General features: G+C 53.5%; 13 protein-coding genes and 1 tRNA gene. 5 read left to right on the forward strand and 9 right to left on the reverse strand.

Annotation, left to right across the window (positions count from 1 at the left end; translation table 11 throughout):
- Positions 1-2: 2 nt before the first annotated feature.
- The 8 genes from ACZ445_RS07205 to ACZ445_RS07240 all read right to left on the reverse strand — a co-directional run bounded on the left by ACZ445_RS07205 (position 3) and on the right by ACZ445_RS07240 (position 10545).
- Positions 3-407: a hypothetical protein gene (locus ACZ445_RS07205; RefSeq protein ID WP_289328690.1), complete on the reverse strand. Its 405-nt coding sequence runs from the start codon at positions 405-407 to the stop codon at positions 3-5.
- 543 nt (positions 408-950) lie between these two features.
- The gene (locus tag ACZ445_RS07210; RefSeq protein ID WP_464708150.1) at positions 951-4304 is read right to left on the reverse strand and encodes a hypothetical protein; all 3354 of its coding nucleotides are present in this window, start codon (positions 4302-4304) and stop codon (positions 951-953) included.
- The gene (locus ACZ445_RS07215) at positions 4301-5680 is read right to left on the reverse strand and encodes a tyrosine-type recombinase/integrase (protein ID WP_179291839.1); all 1380 of its coding nucleotides are present in this window, start codon (positions 5678-5680) and stop codon (positions 4301-4303) included. The genes ACZ445_RS07210 and ACZ445_RS07215 overlap by 4 nt, the downstream gene beginning before the upstream one ends.
- 689 nt (positions 5681-6369) lie before the next feature.
- A tRNA-Gly gene (locus tag ACZ445_RS07220) sits at positions 6370-6443 on the reverse strand.
- A gap of 310 nt (positions 6444-6753) precedes the next feature.
- Entirely contained in the window at positions 6754-7638 is an 885-nt protein-coding gene (locus ACZ445_RS07225; protein ID WP_248486792.1) for an alpha/beta fold hydrolase, read from the reverse strand.
- Between the two features lie 305 nt (positions 7639-7943).
- Positions 7944-8636 (reverse strand): pseudouridine synthase, encoded by a 693-nt coding sequence (locus ACZ445_RS07230; protein ID WP_464708152.1) that lies wholly within the window; start codon positions 8634-8636, stop codon positions 7944-7946.
- A complete protein-coding gene (locus tag ACZ445_RS07235; RefSeq protein ID WP_058425162.1) occupies positions 8636-8848 on the reverse strand; it encodes a cysteine-rich CWC family protein in 213 nt (70 codons plus the stop codon). Before ACZ445_RS07235 ends, ACZ445_RS07230 begins: the two co-directional genes overlap by 1 nt.
- A gap of 74 nt (positions 8849-8922) precedes the next feature.
- Positions 8923-10545, reverse strand: coding sequence for a methyl-accepting chemotaxis protein (locus tag ACZ445_RS07240; protein WP_058425161.1), 1623 nt, complete (start codon positions 10543-10545; stop codon positions 8923-8925).
- 262 nt (positions 10546-10807) lie between these two features.
- Between ACZ445_RS07240 and ACZ445_RS07245 the strand changes: the two genes are divergently transcribed.
- Positions 10808-11173 (forward strand): hypothetical protein, encoded by a 366-nt coding sequence (locus ACZ445_RS07245; protein ID WP_464708153.1) that lies wholly within the window; start codon positions 10808-10810, stop codon positions 11171-11173.
- A 55-nt stretch (positions 11174-11228) separates the two neighbouring features.
- Here ACZ445_RS07245 and ACZ445_RS07250 read toward each other — a convergent pair whose 3' ends face one another.
- Positions 11229-12341, reverse strand: coding sequence for an enoyl-CoA hydratase/isomerase family protein (locus tag ACZ445_RS07250; RefSeq protein WP_464708154.1), 1113 nt, complete (start codon positions 12339-12341; stop codon positions 11229-11231).
- 136 nt (positions 12342-12477) lie between these two features.
- On the opposite strand from ACZ445_RS07250, the gene ung reads away from it, so the two are divergent.
- From ung to ACZ445_RS07270, 4 genes are all read left to right on the forward strand, one after another.
- Positions 12478-13170, forward strand: a complete 693-nt coding sequence (gene ung, locus ACZ445_RS07255) for a uracil-DNA glycosylase (RefSeq protein WP_179028870.1) — start codon at positions 12478-12480, stop codon at positions 13168-13170.
- A gap of 147 nt (positions 13171-13317) precedes the next feature.
- Positions 13318-14562, forward strand: a complete 1245-nt coding sequence (locus ACZ445_RS07260; protein WP_464708155.1) for a hypothetical protein — start codon at positions 13318-13320, stop codon at positions 14560-14562.
- Complete coding sequence (locus ACZ445_RS07265; RefSeq protein WP_464704922.1) at positions 14559-15290, forward strand: hypothetical protein; 732 nt, start codon at positions 14559-14561, stop codon at positions 15288-15290. Before ACZ445_RS07260 ends, ACZ445_RS07265 begins: the two co-directional genes overlap by 4 nt.
- A 375-nt stretch (positions 15291-15665) precedes the next feature.
- Positions 15666-17717: a hypothetical protein gene (locus ACZ445_RS07270; RefSeq protein WP_464708156.1), complete on the forward strand. Its 2052-nt coding sequence runs from the start codon at positions 15666-15668 to the stop codon at positions 17715-17717.
- Positions 17718-17930 lie beyond the last annotated feature (213 nt).

Raw genomic sequence — 17930 nt, forward strand, 5'->3', positions numbered from 1 at the left:
AGTTAGTCCACTATCAATCGCTGGTTGTAAAGATCCTTCCAGCGCGCTTGGCTTTTCAGTAGTTCCCTCTTGAGTTTTTCATTATCGGATAAAACCTTGTGGAGCGAAACGTTGAGTTTTCCAAGTTTTGACGGTGTGGAGGATGACACGCAATTTGCCAACACCGAAGCATGAGTGTTTAGAAGACTAACAATCGCTCGCATATCATCATGTCCTCGACCTGGATAAAAACATTGGCGCGTACAACCCACCAGCACGGCTAGGGACGAAAGATTGACTTCGCCATGATGCAGCGTCAGGCTCTGGCCGCTGAGTAATATATCAACTACGGCCTTCTGGAGCTTTATAGCCTTTGTGTTGCCAACTGGCATTTTCAATATGGTTTCGATAAGCGTGTTAACGTCCATTTTTCCACTCAAGGTAGACTTTGCAATTATTGTTGGGTGATACTAGCTCATGCTCCTCCGAAAATGTCTCTAAGTTATATAGAGCGCCACCTTTGAATTGTAGGTTTCTCTGGCATTTCAAGATGTCATCAATAAGCATGCAAAGGCTATCTAGGTCGAATAACCGTGGGTCGGACTTTGCGATTGTGGGTGCCACCAATGCTAGTTTGTTGTGCGGGCTTTTCAGCTCTTTTTCTAAAATGGATACCTTTCGGGTGAGCTCAATATTCCGAATCTTAAGCGCATCGACTGAAGGCTCGTCGGTTTCCTTTGTGGCTCTTGAAACTAAATCCTTAATGTATTTGTTTAGTAGCTTTCGATGTTCGCTTGTAGGCTTTCGAAAGATAGACGGATCAATGTCCAACTGCCTGCCAACCTCTAGCGTGAGCCGGTTAATCGAGGGGAACGGCTTCCCCTTCTTAAGAAGTATTAAACAGCTCTCGATACTTCGGAGGGTGTTGGCAAGCTGGTTTGCCTGGTAGGCGGCGCAGTTTGGTTTCCGCTTCATTGAAGCTGGCTACCGATTGAGAGAGAGTTAGAGTCGATGCGTTCAGCAATGTCAGCCACGGACAGGTTCATAGTTCTCATGATCGAAAGGACTTGCCCAACATACTTGTCTCGGTCAGGGCCTTGAGCAATGGCCATCTTAAGTAAGTCGGGATTCTTTGCGATTTTTTCAATCATGTATGGATAGTTATGTGAGGCGAATTGAGGGTAGTCCTGACTGTCAAGCAGCTGAGCTATCACTCGTTGTGCAGGATTATTCATATCAATCTCATGAGACTGGAAGTCTTTAAGGTCGCGCATTCTGGTAATCAATTGTGGTTCAGAAGCGTCCTTGTCGAGGCGATCTTTTAAAGCCTGCTTCACCAAATGGTAACTCGCCAATTCAAGCTTCGCCACGGTCAGTTCGTGATGGATAGCCTCGATTTCATGTCTGTTGGCTTTGCTCGCCTTAAGGGTTTTTAATTTGCCCACAAGGCTTTCCGATTCGCCGGTCAGTTTTCTGATCAAACAGTTTATCGCCGGCAGGTGATCGATACCGAACACTGCAATTGGGCACAATCCACATACTCTTGATCGGCCAGTGAAGGCGATGAGGCTTTTAGGACAATTACCGTTTTTAAGGCAAATACAGTTCGTGTAAAAGCCTACATCCGGATCTTTGTCGGTAGCGATAATCTGCATGCCGGTCTTTTCATGCTCGATAACTGCTGAGCTTACGCTAATGAAGTTTTGATCTTGGGATAGTTTGGTTCGGTTTGTACGCCAGCCGACACTAATTGCATTGGGCGTCATATAGGCGTTGCTTGCGGCAGGAGTCATTTGCGCCCAAGCACTACGCATTATCAGTTTATTAGATTCTGATATCGCCTTAATCGACTCGGAGATATTCGGGACGGTGTAGTAATCTGTGGTGTGAGCGTTTTTATGGGCGACTTGCTGCTGAGCAACTCGAATGTCAAGGTGGCCATAAATCCGGGCGTGTGTGAGCCAGGTAGCTCTAAGTGAGTGCGGAGTATGGACAGACCTAATTTGCCCATGTTTGTTATACGTGACGAATTGGTGGTGGCGCTCTGAGGGAACTAGAGTGTTATAAACATCCTGCACACCGTAAAGTAATAGCGCCCACTTTTCGGAGTAATTGGAATCAGAAAAGGGAAGCCCAGGACTATTCCAAGGGCTGCGGAATAGGGAGTAGATTTCTCCGTACTCTTTAGGGTCTGTAGGGTCATTTTCATAGTATGTCGGAGGGAGGGGGCGTTGGAACACCTCGCGCTGAAAATGTCGTTCGGCGATTAAGGAGTTCATGACGTCATCAGGAATTACTACTGGACGATCTTGGCCATCTTTATCTGTATTTACATAAAGAATACAGGAGTTGAGTATTCGATGCTCAGGCTTGCCAAGTAGGTTGTCAAAGGTATTGATATCGAGCCACTGGCAGTTTTGAAGGCGCAAACCACCATGCAGGGCAACGGAGAGCATCCTCGGAACGCTGATCCAAGGCATATATACCTCGGTAGTAGCGGCTCCATACAAGCCAGGATACCAGGAGTAGACGTTAATGATACGCGTGAGTGAAATAACTAGCGCGTCATCTTCGTCGTCAGGATTGCTAATCTGGATGTCGTGACTCAAACCAAGTTCATGTAGGTCGATCCACTCTGCTCGTCGGACTTCATCCAGTTGGTCGCCTCTGAGTCTGCCCGTGAGGATCTGCTGTTGAAGAGATAGACCGATTTTATCAACGGCTTGGACGTATGCTTTAGCGATTACGGTTGAGTCAAGAGGAAGAACCACCTTGTCCGTACTTCCGCGTGCGCCGCTTCCAGAGCGATCAACCTTCAAGCTAACTGGATTGTCAAATCCTGCCTCAACGGCAAACTCTGCTCCGGTCTTTATGACTGCCTTGTCAACAATAATTACTTCGAAAAACTCGTGAATATTGGCTACGAATGCTGCCTTTGTTTTGGCGGAATATGCGGCATCATAATGCTGGCTTAGTGTATCAGGGAGGGTGATCCCGTCGAGCGTTTTTCCTACCCCAAAAAGATTGGCTTCCAGATCCTCTTTGGAAATCGTGTTATTCCAGAAAATCACTCTTTCAAAATCGGATGGTCTTTCGGGGAAGCGAACAATCGAACGAGGATTGTCTTCAAACCACATTGGCAGGTAACAGAATACATAATCTAAAAGAAAATTGATTGCCTGTATTTTTTTGGAGCGGTAGCGGGTCGAGTGACTTTGTCGCTCAAGATATGCAAGGTAATAGTTTGCCGCTGCTAGCCAAAACCTCGAGAGGTTGTCGATGTTTATGTGCTCGCTGCCAGGATAAAAGTTGTTCTTCAGCCAAGAAAAATTTTTTGTGTCGCGTTCAGGTTTGGGTGCGAGTATTGAGCGTTGTCCGATGCTTAGCTCTGACTTATTGGCGAGCTGTTTAGCAATCTCGTTATCCCTAGCCCGCTTTTTGAGCGCAGTCTTTTCTCTCGACCAATTAGACTTGTAGTGTCGTCTGGCACGCTCGCGCTGCTTTGGAGTCATCTCCAAGGCATTCTCGAAGGGAACTGCGAAATAGTCCTTGAACTCCTCAATTGTCATCTTAAAGTCGTGGGCTGTCGACGACGAAGTTGATTTTGCCTGTAGGTACTGGTGGTACTTCTCTAAATGATAGGCATCTCCAGGAGATATGATATTAGGGTGCCTGGCTGCAAAAGTTTGGATCCATGGTAGATAGCGGAAAACCTTCGGGTCGTGCACCCTATTGTCGCAAACACTTGGTGCCGCTTCCCAAAGTTCTTCAAGGCTTACGTCTTCAGCCTTTAGCCAGCGAGTTCTGTATTGGAAAACTCTTGAAGCTCTGGTGGTCTCTGGAAAGCCTTTTGAAAGCTCATAGATAAAACCTTTGCTCAATGATTCAAGCAGAGGGAATTTCGACCAGACACCTTGGAGCTCAAATGTGTGAGGCAAGGTCGCTAGGCCTTTCGACCACAAGATGATAAACATTGCCCTAAACGATACCCGTAATCCCATAGCGTCTTCTAAGAAGACCGGTAGGCATCCGGTTATCTTCTCATAAAGCGAACTCGCACTGGCATTGTCTTCTGGTTTGAGTAGTGTCAGGTCATACATTAGGTCAAGGTGAGTTCTGTTAATTTTTTTGAATCCAGTTAAACTTTTAAGGATGAAAAGCGAAAACCTACTCCGATCCTGGCGGCTAGAGCTGGCCAAGGCTTGGTCAACTTTATGGCCAAACTCCGTTCGCATTTGTTTGCAAAGTGTTTCGAAGGCCTCTCGCACTTCTTTCTGGATGTTTACATTCGGTGTTAGGTTTACTTTTTCGGAGGTGTTAATCATGCGGCAATTCGCTCCGAAAGGTCATAGGCAAGCTCTGCATATACAGCGGATCTGATCTGATCAATGTTAGGGTTTCTACCCCAGAGAGCTTTCATGCGTTCTGCTGACTCGATTTCGGCAATCACAGTCTCTTCGCTGAGTCGAGCGTACTTTTCCGTTGATCTGATGTCCTTGTGGCCCATCAAAAGCTTTATCTCGGGTAATGTAAGACCCATCTGATTACGACCGGGGATGTAAACGAAGTTTCTTGCCCATACCCCGTAAAAATGTCTCAGGCTGTGAGAGGTATAGGGCGCCCCAGTCGCAGGAGACATAGTGCCGAGATCCACCTGCGCCTTCCTCAAGGCCCTATTCAGGCTTCTGTTGAGCGAATTCATATTCCTCAAGAAAAGCAGGGGCTCACCGTATGTATGCTTTTCGCTCGAAACGAATAAATAGTCACTGTCAGTTGTTGGCCGGACATCAAGATAGTCAGCCAGGGCTTCAAAAAACATGTTTTTGAAAGGCTCGAACATGACAATGGACGCAAGTGTCCTGCCTTTGAATGGCAGCTTTCGCGCTGCTTTCTCCGCCGCAGGGTTGCGATGGTAGTTGGGGTCTTCAATTTTGATTGTCCTCGCATCAATATCGATGTCTGACCTTCGGATCCCCCAAACTTCGGAGTGGCGCAATCCGCCTCCGGCAATCATGACGGCGGCGCATCGGCTTTCAGGATCTTCAATGTCATTGAGTAGTGTCAGAACATGTTCAGTGGGAAAGCTTCGACTTACCTGAGAGCATTTGACCTTACCGCCAGGAATGCCACCTGGGGCGTAAGCGTGGGCATCCTTGGGGGTGTTTCCGAACGTCAACGTATTGTTGTGAATGTTGTCCATTTCGGCTTTGGTACGCCGTCTGTCCTTCGTTTGGGGCAGGGACATTACATTGGCAAATGCGTCACTCTTGGTCAGGATCCGCATGAGGGATGCCAAGTCATTGAGCTTCATTTGGCTCGTGCGAAGGAAGTCATTGACCCCGGCCAAATATGTCTGGGCACTCCCAGATTTTACTGGCGTCTTTCCCAGGGCTTTAGCTGCTCGGCGTACGATGAAGTCAGTGCTGTTAATCGCTTTGGTCAAAAACTCCCAGTACAGGTTGATGGTCTTTTGGGCAACCTCGGGCGGCATGGGTGTACCTCCCATCAGACCTGTTTCGTAGCAGTAGTCGAAGAAATGCGCTACCGAGCGGCAATACTGGTCGGGCACTGACTCACCAAACGCATGGCCCACCTCTTTCGTCTTGTATCCCGCATACCTGTTGAAGGCGTCAATCGGACGCCCTGTGGCGGTCTCGAAGAGGCGAGGTGTATCCATCTGAATGAGATAAACATGCTTCACAGGCATTTCCTTCTCGCCTGGGAGCCCCAAGCTGGCAGTCGAGCATCTGTCTTTAGGGATAGAGAAGACTGACAATTCTTGGTTAAAACTTTAATCATGTATTGACACTCTTTACCAAATGATGTATAAAATCGTGCCGGATTCTACACGTCTAGAATTTGCGTTGTGTAATTCCATTTAGGAATTAAAAGTCATCCAGTGATGTTTTTCAGGAATATGCTGGGTGGTTTTCCCTTGTCCGTAGCGTTCAGGGCGGATACCTATGACCTCAGGTTGCTCCGCGATAAGTCCCGCGCCATTCTTCAAGTCTCTTGTCCGATTCCTCCGCGCGACCAGCAAGGCACCCTTCGCACATGCTGCAGTGCGAATGCTGAGTTCGGCTAGGAGCTTCCAATGCAGCATCAGAGACTGGCTAGGTTTGTCGCAGCAGACGTTCTCTGTGATTTGCGGCTGAGTGCTTACCTACCTTCCTGCGTGCCTGAGACCTATTGACTGCGTCTGACAGTTGATGACCGTTTGGCTTCGATGCTCGGTTTTCTTTATTCACAATCTGATGCGAGCGCAGGTGGTCGCTGATTTACATGGGGAAAGAGCTGCTTGATTGGGGAGCGAGTCAAGATGAGCGAGAGTGCTGATCAGAGAAGGGGTGGGCGGGGAGCCCGTTTTTACTGGGGAAGGAGTCAATTTTATGGAGCGGGTAGAGGGAATCGAACCCTCAACTAAAGCTTGGGAAGCTTTCGTTTTGCCACTAAACTATACCCGCATTACACATATTTCTTTGCTCACAAAACGGGGTGTCCTATAAGAACCCTCGTCGGAAGCTTGGGAAGCTACTGTTCTACCATTAAACTATACCCGCTCAGAGCGGCTGACTTTGTACCAGAAGTTCGCCGGGATTTGAAGTTTTTCTTCAAAAAAATGTGTGGGTTACAGATGTCCCACACATCGACAAGCGAACCCATTGCAGGAGCGGGCTTGCTCGCGAAGGACTCAAGAGCGCCACGGTCAGTCAGGACGCTAGCGTTACGTTGACGTTCTTCGCGGGCAAGCCCGCTCCTACAAGGGGTCGTGTTTCAGAGTGCGAAGGCATGGTGTGCCGGGCCGGTTTGATAGCGCAATCGGCTGACCTGGCGCTCCGGTTTCAAGAAGCCCACCACTGCGTCCCGGCTGTCCCGGCAGGCTGCCTTGTGCTCCATGTCCAGGAAATGCCCCGTGGCCTGGATCGTGCTGAAGCTGCTCTTCGCCACATGCTGGCCAAACAGCTTGGCATCCTGGGCGCTGGTGTACTCGTCCCATTCTCCGTTCAAAAACAGCACTGGAATGTCGATCTGCTTGGCGGCCTTGAGGTAGCACAGGCGATCACTGTTGAGCACATGGCTGATGTGAAAGTGCATCTGCCCATACTCGTGCTCGGCCAGGCTGCTCACGTGCTTGTAGTTGAAGCGCTTGAACAGCGACGGCAGGTGTTTGCCGATGGTGCTGTTGACCAGGTGGCCGACGCGGTCGCGGTCGAGGTTGCCGAGGTAGTCGACGCCGCGCTCCAGGTAGTCGCGCATGGGCGCGTTGATCACTGGGGAGAACGAACTGATTACGGCTTTTTCCACGCGACGTGGCCGGTGGGCGAGGGCGACCAGGGTGGCGGCACCGCCCCAGGAAAACGACAGTACATGTTCAGCGGCAAAATGGTCGATGAGTTCCAGCAGGATCTGGCCTTCGACTTCCTTCGTCAGCATCTGCTCATGGCGGTTATGGATTTTGGAGCGACCGGCGTAGGGCTGGTCGTACAAAACCACATTGAACTGCGGGTACAGGCTTTTCACGGTTTGGGCGAAGGATGCCGTGGTGGCCATGGAGCCGTTGACCAGGATGATGGTCTTTGCAGCAACGTCCGCGCGATAGAACTCCGTGTAAACCCGATACTGACCCTGTATATCCAACACAGCGATTTCTGGCCTCATGTCGTAAGACTCCTGGCAAGCGGGTAGGGCGCGCAGATCACTCTGCACGAGCTTTGTGACAGGTAGGCATACGCCTGGAAAAGGAGGGCCCATGTCGATCCGATGACGGCTGGCCGACGGCTGTTGTTGTGGCGGGCTGTTTGCCTGGACGGCCCGTAGATCAAGCGCGGGCGGGGCAAGGTGTTTCTTGGAGGTTATAGGCGACTCGCCAGTCATAATTGAACTGGTGATCCTGATTCAAGCAGTCGAGGCGGTACCTCGCAAGGTGACCTGGCGGTTTTTTGCTATCACCGGCTGAACGGTCGTCAGACCTGTCGGATTTCGTCGTGAGTCAGCGCCCGATACTCGCCCGGCGCAAGGGCCGCATCCAGCACCAGGGAACCCATGCGCTCGCGGTGCAGGCCGATCACCTTGTTATCAAAATGCCCGAACATGCGTTTCACCTGGTGATAACGCCCTTCGATGATGCTCAAGCATGCGCTTCTCGGCCCGAGCAATTCCAGCTCGGCGGGTTGGGTGGTCAGGTCTTCGAAGGCGAAGTAAATACCTTCGGCAAAGGTGGTTGCGTACTCAGGGCCGATAGCCTGTTCGGTCTCAACGAGGTAGACCTTGGGCAACTTGGTCTGTGGTTGCGTCAGGCGCCGCGACCATTGGCCGTCGTTGGTGATCAGCATCAGGCCGGTGGTGTTGAAGTCCAGACGGCCGGCAATGTGCAATTCGCCTTTGTCCGGCTCATCGAGTAAATCCAGAACCGTCGGATGTTGCGGATCAGAGGTGGCGCTCACGCACCCCCGGGGCTTGTGCAGCATGAAGTAACGCGCCGGTTTGCCTGCTTGCAGCACTTCATCGTCAACACACACGCGGCTGAATTCCCGCACCTCATGATGGGGATCGCTGACGGCCACGCCATCCACCGCCACACGCCGCTCAACCAACAGCAGGCGCACTTGCTTGCGATTGAAACGCGGCAGGTTACTGAGGAAACGATCCACCCGCATTACGTCGGCTCAACCCTACGCAACTGCTTTTCGACCTGGGCACAACGCGGGCACAGGCAGGCCTGGTTGCGCAGTTCATCGGGCAGGGCCTGGAGCACGGCCGGGTCGATGGTGACGCTGTAGCACCAGCAGGCCTGGTCGACCGTACGCGGGTCAGCCAGGCTGCAGTCGTTGCGTGCACCGCAGGCGGGACAAAGGGTGGGTGTGGTCATGGGCAGGTTCGGGCAAAGTTGCGGATAATCCCGGTAGGCCCTGTACGATACAGGGCCATCCCCGCCCAGGCTACTTAGAGCTGGAACTTGCTGACCAGCACGTTGAACGAAGTGGCCAGGCGCGACAGGTCCTGGCTGGAGGCGTTGGTCTGATGGGCGCCGGCCGCCGTCTGGGTAGACAGGTCCTGGATATTCAGCAGGTTGCGGTCCACTTCTCTAGCCACCTGGGCCTGTTCTTCCGAGGCCGAGGCGATCACCAGGTTGCGTTCATTGATCTTCGCCACGCTGGTGGTGATCCGTTGCAGGGCTTCGCCGGCGTTCTGTGCCAGGGTCTGGGTGTTGTTGGCCCAGGTCAGGCTCTTGTTCATCGCCGCGACGGCATCATCGGCGCCGGTCTGCACTTCACCAATCATCTTTTCGATATCGACCGTGGACGTCTGGGTGCGATGGGCCAGGGCGCGGACTTCATCGGCAACCACCGCAAAACCGCGACCTTGTTCACCCGCACGCGCCGCTTCAATGGCCGCGTTAAGCGCCAGCAGGTTGGTCTGGTCGGCGATGCCACGGATCACATCGATCACCTTGCCGATCTCCCGCACCTGCCCGGCAAGGTCTGCCACCGACTGCGTGGAGTCGTTGATCTCAACCACCATCGAGCTCATGCCGGACACCGCCTGTTCCACTTGCTGGCGACCCTCTTCGGCTTCGGTGGTGGCCTGGCGCGAGGCTTCAGAGGTCGAGACGGCGTTGCTGGCCACTTCGTCCACGGCGGCGGTCATCTGGTTGACGGCGGTGGCCGCTTGTTGGATTTCATCGTTCTGGCGGGTCAGGCCACGGCTGCTTTCATCGGTGACCGCACTCAGTTCTTCGGCGGCCGACGCAAGCTGGTCAGACGCGTTGGCGATTTCCACTAAAGTGCTTTTCAAGCCGCCTTGCATATCCGAGAGCGCCATCAGCAGTTGCCCGGCCTCGTCGGTGCGTTCGGTGATGATGGCTTGGGTCAGGTCACCCTGGGCGATACGTTGTGCGCTGGCCACGGCCTGGGCGATGGGACGGGTAATCAGGCGGGTGATCAACACGCCAATGGTCAGGGCGATGACGAAGGCCAGCACAATGCCGCTGATCATCCAGGTCAATGCGCTGCTGCGCAGTTCATCGGCGGCGGCGGCGCCTTCCTTGATCTGGCGGTTGTTGGATTCGACCATCACGCGGATCAGCTCGCGCGCCTGGCGGAAGAGTTCATTGTTGGTGGTATTGAGCTGGGTGCGGGCCTGATCGAGCTGGCCACCGTCGAGCAGCGCCATGATGCGGTCAGAGCTGCTGATGTAGGTGGGCCAGAGTTGGTCGAGTTTGTCGCCGGCTGCCCGTTCGTCGTCTTCCAGCGGCGTTGCGCGGTAGGTGGCGTACGCGGTCTGGCTGCGCTTGAGTTCCTGGGCGATATCCTGGCGCACACGGTCGCGATCCTGGGCGGAAACGTCACCGTTGCTGGCGTCCAGCAAGCGGTACAGGCCGCGGTTATGGGCCACCAGACCGTTGAGGGTGGCGGCTGTGGTGCTCACCGAGACCAGGTTGTTGGAGAACGTCGATTCCAACGCCGTGGACAGGCGAACCACGCCTTTGATGCCCAGCAGGCCGACCCCCAGGGTGACCAGCGCGCACAGGAGGAATGAGAGCAGCAGTTTGGTTGATATTTTCATGAGTCAGGTCCAGGCAGGGTAGCGAAGGGTGCACGCTAGAGCCTCCCTGGCTCTTGGCGATGTCATTGTGACATCATCGCAATTGACAAAGTTGCGAGCCAGATAAATTTACTGAATCGATAAAGCTTGCGCAGATGTATCAACCTATTACGAAAACGCACCAGATTCGCTTTTTGATGTCAGATATTTCGTCATTCAATGAAAGTTGAATGCCGCCCTCCAGCGTCGCTGGAGGCGCTCTTCCGCGGTCCAGGAGGCCGCCATGTATCGACGACTGCTGCTCAGCGCTTTACTCGGTCTGACCCTTTCCGCTTGTGTGCCCTACTACGATGGAGGCCAGAGCTACTATCGATCCGAGGTCTACACCTCACCGGCGCCGGTGTATTACTACGGGGGCGGCTCGGTGTATCCATACCGCCGTGACTACTACCCCGCGCCGCGCTACTACGCACCACAACCGCGTTACTACTCGGCCCCGCGTTATTACCAGCCGGCGCCACGCTACTACGGGCCGCGTGCCGGTTATCGGGCGTACCCGAACCAGGGCTGGGGCGGAGGGCATTGGGGTAATGGGGGTGGGCACGGTCGCGGTTCCGACCATGGAGGTGGCCGCGGCGGTCACCGTTGACGGGCCTGTACGGCAAGCGGCGCATGAAGCGCCGCTTTTTTTATGGGCGCAGCCGTCAGTAATCGGACAGGTCCGCCAGCGGGTGGCGACCTTCCCACGCCTTGTCGAAGTGAGCCTGCACCACCGCCTCAGGAATGGCGTTGATATCCGGCCAATGCCAATGGGGCGCCTGGTCCTTGTCGATCAACCGCGCACGCACCCCTTCGCTGAATTCAGGATGACGGCAGCAATTGAGGCTCAGGGTGTATTCCATCTGGAACACCTCGGCCAGGGACAGGTGCCGGGCGCGCTGGATCTGTTCCCACACCAGATGGGCGGTCAGTGGGCAGCCTTCGCTCAGCGTCTTGCCGGCACGGCTGAACAGGGGGTCGGCATGCTCACTCAGCAGGCTCAAGGCGCGCCAGGCACACCGCACATCGCCTACATCCAGCCATTCGTCGATCTGCGTCCGGCGCGGTAACCACTGTGCTTCGGGTTGCTGACCGGCGGCTTCCTGGGCCAGCGCCTTGAGCAGGCTGTTGAGCTGCATCGAGGTCTGTTCCTGCCAGTTCAGCTGCAACAGGCCATCAAGCAGTTCGTCCTGCTGGTCGTCCCGCAGGAAGCGGTCGGCCAGGCCCAGGTCCAACGCGTCACGCCCGTTGATATGCGCACCGGTCAGGCCGAGGAACAACCCGAGCTTGCCCGGCAGGCGCGATAGGAACCCACTGGCGCCGACGTCCGGGTACAGGCCGATACTGATCTCCGGCATGGCCAACCGGCTGCTCGGCGTGACAATACGCACCGCCGCACTTTGCAACAGGCCCATGCCGCCGCCCAGCACGTAGCCGTGGCCCCAGCAAATCACCGGTTTCGGGTAGGTGTGCAGGCGATAATCCAGGCGATATTCCGCCGCAAAAAACTGTGCCGCCAGCGCCGGCACCACGCCTGGCTGCTCGCGGCAAGCCTGCGCCAGGCTGCGCACTTCGCCACCGGCGCAAAACGCCTTGGGGCCGTTGCCGCGCAGCAGCACACAGACGATGTTCGGGTCTTTGGCCCAGGTGTCCAGGCGTTCGCTCAACGCGAGGATCATCGGGTGGGAAAGGGCATTGAGGGACTTTTCAGCGTCGAGGCTGGCGATGCCGATGCGGGCACCGTCGCTGCCGGTCAGCTCTTCGAAGTGCAGGTTCATCTTGACCTCAATCGAGAAGGTGAAGGATGAGTATGATCGCTTCGCAGGAAAGTGCGGGTGGTGTGTCAGATCAATTGACAAGCGGGGTCGGCTTTCCTAGGGTTCGCCTCATTCTTTTTGACAAGACCCTTCAACCATGACCGAAGACGACCGTATCAAACTCGAACCCAGCTGGAAACACGCCCTGCGGGATCAGTTCGAGCTGCCGTACATGGCCCAGTTGCGCGAGTTCCTGCGCCAGGAACATGCCGCCGGCAAAGAGATCTACCCGCCCGGCCCGCTGATTTTCAACGCGCTCAACTCCACGCCGCTGGACAAGGTCAAGGTGGTGATCCTCGGCCAGGACCCGTACCACGGCCCTGGCCAGGCCCACGGCTTGTGCTTCTCGGTGCAACCGGGCATCCCGACGCCGCCATCGCTGCTCAATATCTATAAAGAGCTCAAGCGCGACCTCAACATCGATATCCCCAACCACGGCTGCCTGCAAAGCTGGGCCGACCAGGGCGTGCTGATGCTCAACACCACCATGACCGTCGAGCGCGCCAATGCCAACGCCCATGCGGGCAAGGGCTGGCAGTTCTTTACCGATCGGATCATTGAAGTGGTCAGCGAGCATCAGCCGCACCTGGTGTTCCTGCTGTGGGGTGCCCATGCCCAGGGCAAGCAGAAGCTGATCGACGCCACCAAGCACCTGGTGCTGACCTCGGTGCACCCGTCGCCGTTGTCGGCGTATCGCGGGTTTTTGGGTTGCGGGCATTTCAGCCGTACCAACAAGTTTCTTGAGCAGAATGGCGAAACGGCAATTGATTGGGTAGTGCCTTCCAAGTGAACGTGAGCTGAGGGGCGACGAGGTACCTGTCAAGTTCTACAGTATCCATCATTCACTGTTGAGCATTTAATGAAGGTATGGCCTGCCCGCTAGGTGCTTCCTTTCGGGGTAGTCGGTGCCGCTCATTTTTGCTCAAGGAGAGTGGATATGTCTGATAGCCAATTGCCCGAGACTCCTGCGGAATGCTCTGAGCCGCGAGCCTTGAAATGGTACTCGCCGAGTGCGCTGCAAAATGCGCCTCGCGTTCTGGTGATGCCTGAGTTCGCTGATACTTTGACTCTGAACCCGGACGAGACGTCGCACACCTTGCCGCTGGAGTTTCACGAAGCGCCGTTGCGAGTAACGATCCCTAGTGTGTGGCCCTTCAACGAGGCCAATTTTCCTGGGCAAGTGACGCTGGTCGAGTTTCTCTGGGACAACGGGCCAACAGCAGTTCTCAGCGTTACTATTAACAGCCCTTACGACCCCGATACGTATTTCCCCCATACTTGGTCACTGCCGAGCTTCCTGACAACAAGCGGTGGGGTGCATCGCGTGCACTATCGCGTGTCGAGCCAACTCATCGCGCCTATTAACTCGTTCGGCTCATTTGTAAACGTTGATAAAACCCGCCCAAATTCCGGTAACCCTGAATCCAAGTTGCTTGTTGATGCGGATGTGCTCTCAGGCGGGCTGACCCAGGATTACCTCGATCTGCATAATGGGGTCCCGGTGGAAGTGGTACGCCCCGCTGATCTACGTATCGATGAGGTCTACAGGTTTTTCTGGGGGCATCTACCTAATCTCACCCCGGCCGGGAAACTGACGGTCAACGATGCCCACGTTGCGGGTGCCCCGCTGCTTTTTACCTTTGATAAAGACCTTGTGCAGAATCTTGGAGCAAACCCGGTCTATGTTTCGCATCAACGCACGGACCGTGCTGGCAATGTGGGAGAGTTTTCTGAGGTTGAGACGGTCGCAGTCGACTTGACCCCCCTCCCGAACCTGCCTCGCCCAGATGTGCCACTGGCGGATGTTGATGGTGTGATTCTATTGAACGATGCATGGGCACCCACGATCATCAGCATACCCCGAATCATTGATGCGCAACCTGACGACAGGCTTCGAATTTTCTGGAACACATTGTCTTTACCACCCATCACCATTGGCGCGGGCCAAGTCTGGCCCCTTACAACTTCAGTCCCTTGGGACATTGTTTCATCGGGTGGCTTTCAGGCGCGCCACCCTGTGCGGGTACGCTACGTATTTACCCGTTGTTCTTCGAGCAAACCCTCGCCGGACAATTTCTTTGAAGCTGACTTGACGGTGGCCGGGCCAGACCCTGCCCCTAACCCGATCAATCCTGCACTTGAGAGTGTCACTGTGCTGGGGGGGGGGGTAACAATATTGTGACGCTGGATGATGCCCCTGGCCCGGTTCCTGTGAGAGTGCGGCTCTCTGCCGACTTTGAGCCCGGTGAACGTCTGAGCCTGTTCTGGGGAGGAGACGCTGCGTTTGCCGATGATCACGTGGTACAAGTCGGTGAGCCAGGGCAAGACCACATTTTCCACGTGAAGTGGAATACGATCCTGGCAGCGGGGTCCAACTTAGCCCTGCCAGTGTATTACTGGGCGGATAATGGCATAAATCAGCAACGCAGCCTGGCAACGCCAGTCCGTGTTTCCATTGTGAAAATTATCGGTTTGAAAAACCCCAAAGTACTTAATACCAATCCACAGCCAGGATTCATTAGTTGCGCGAGTGATCCGGCACCAGCCGACGCAGTGCTTGTGGGCGTTGATTGGGATGAGGACCACTTTGATGTTGGGGACACGCTGAGGCTGCACTGGGCAGCCTATCCCACCTTAACGGGGGCCGGGACAGCTTTCCCCGAGACAGTAAAATACTTTGATATAGAACTGATCGATGGTCATCAGCACACAGGTGTGGAATTTACTGTCGGTCCGTTCAACCCTTTGATTACAAGGCCAGGTCTTGTCAGCCCAAAGGGAGCCTCTGCAGTTTTCTACTATGAATTACGCAAAACGACTGGCGCACAGGGGGAATCTGATACTGAGTGGACGCGTATTGATCTTTACCGGCCGACCGGGGGGACATGCCTTGTGCCCATGGGGGAATAGAGAGGGCTTATTGGGCTTTAGTGGGTCGATTGTTTAATGCCAGTCAGTATGAGTGACTGGCATTTTTTTTCGACAAGTAGTGATTTTACGTTTGCAGGTGGCTGGGAAGGCAAGAGCAGGTGAGTGAGGTTTTATATTGTTTTTATATGTTGGTTATTTTTTTAAGTGTTTTCGGCTATGGAAGGTACTTGTTTTAGGGGTAAGCACACTTTGGTGTTTTTGCTACCTGTCAAGGTTGACAGGCTGTGCATAGGTGTTTTCGGGTGTTTAATTACACTGTTCTCTTTGGGTTTAAAGGCCCAGGGTGGATGGACTGACCGGCATTGTTTAATGGTCGAATTCAGTTAACCCTATTTGCGTAGAGAGTGAACAGCCATGCTGACTTCATCGAAAAAAAACGCTAAAAAGAAAAAAACTGGCAATGAAGAAAAAACGGATGCCCAACCGAAAAAGCTCAAGGCAAAAAGTGTTTTTGCTTCGCGCAGGGCAAAGACCTATTCGCCTCGCAGGGCGCCTATTCTTATGCCGGCGGCAATTACAAATGCAATGCCGCCTGTCGCGGGGGGGCAAGTTAACTTGCTGTCTCGTGAGACGCTTTATGCTGAGGGCGCAAAGTTAGAGGTGCCGCTATGGGACAATGCCGCTGAAATTCCGACGACTTTTGACAGGTTGGTTGTCTATATCAATAACGTGCCGCGTGATCCTATTCTGCTCGAAGGCCCGATTGAATCGAGATACACCTGGCCCTATGAAATCGTTATCCCTGAAAATGAACTCGGTGCAGCAGGTGTCAAGACGGTTAGATATGAAGTGACTTACGCGACTGCTGGTATGGACAGTTCCGCGAAAAGCTTGCAATTTACCGTGGTTCGCACAGATCCGAATGCCAACGTTGCTCCGGCCCAACTCATGCTTCCAACCTGGGTAACTTCAAACAATAATACGATCTCCAGGGAAGGCTTGGGTGCTAATGGGAATATGGTCAGCATGGTGTTCACGCCCCCGATTGATCGTAATATCGGCGACTTCTGTGATTTTTTTCTGGACTACTTTGACGCGGATCCATTTAAGTCAGCGCCGATTTCGATCGGTGGGCCTGTGAGTATGTTTATTACAACGGCTGAGCTTGAAGTGAGAGGTGGTGGGAATTATTATTTTACCTATGCGTATGGGAATCGTGCGGGTTTTACCTCACCTAAGGCTACCTTGCTACCCGTACGAGTGTCGCTCGTGCCAGCACCTGGAGCATTGCAGGATCCTATTGTTTCGGCAGACCCACTGACCAGGAAGCATGCGCAGGAGGATAATGCGACTATCACGATTCGTAGTTACGACAATGCACAGGTTGATGATGAGATTCAGACACTGTTCAATGGCCGGCTAATTACCCATAAGTTGATGGATACCGTATTTAATAAGGTTGTTAGGATTCCATGGGAAGTGCTGTTTTTTGGTGGTGATACTGTACCTTATACTGCCGATGTCAGGTATAGGATAGTGCGCGATAATATTCCTACGCCGTACTCAAATACCGTCAGTGTTGAGGTTGATCTTACCTCTGCTGGCGGTGATCCCGGCGGTCCAGGACCGGTCAATGATAACCTGGATCCTCTACAACTTGAGTCCTCTCAAGGTGAGATTGATGAAATTATCGATCCTGACAACGTGGGCGAAGATGCGACGCTTACATTTGATACTTACAGTAACGTTGCGCTCGGTCATCGGGTTCAAGTGTATTATGACGGGGTTCCCGTGCTGATGCCAGCTTATACGGTTGTGCAAGAAGATATTGATCGGGGTAGCTTTGAACTTACACTTTTGTGGTCGTTCATTGATGCTGGTAAAAATGGCGACAAGACGGTGTTTTATGAGTTGAATAATGGCTCGAATGATACGATTATTCGCTCGCCCGCAACCACCGTAACAGTTGCGCTGTTTTCTATTGAAGATTTGAGCGTTATAAACTTTACAGAGTCTGTGGCTTTAGGCCCTTATCGTTCGATCAGTTGTCTGCAAAAACCTCAAACCGGTATTCTGCTTGATCTCAAGGATCCAGTTAATATTAAGGCTGGTGATAAGATAACGATTTATTGGCTTGCTTATGGGCCGGATGACTACTTCTCTACGACGCCCCTTCCGGAAACAGCCGGCGATTTTGATATTGATGTTACAGCGGATCATAGTAATCCTGGGCATCCTGGCGAGACGTTACGCGTGCCCTTTCCCACCTATATCCAGCCTGTGAGGAAGGGCAGCATCGAGGTCTATTACGAGCTCTTCAAACCTGACGGTATTACCAAAGGTGAGTCCGACGTGTCTCATTGTTTGTTGACGAGGTATCAAGGCGACTCAACACTCTGTGGGCCGGTTCTCTGGAAAGACGATCTGGAGAAAGGAGCGGGTAAAGCCAAGAAAAAACGCAAGTAATCAAGGTTCCGTGCGCAGCCGCCCATGTTTCTGAAGCATGGGCGGCTTTTTAATATTCTGCCTATAACGGGACTCGCTGTGTTTCGCCAAGTCCATCAGCGCTGCGTAATGGAGTGGAGACAGCATCTTTTATAAGGAAAGTCCTACAGGGGTGTGGATTTAGCCTACATGATCCTCCCTCGGTCGTCGGTAGTCTTTGCGCCTCTGAAAGCC

It is taken from the genome of Pseudomonas allii, assembly GCF_055380095.1.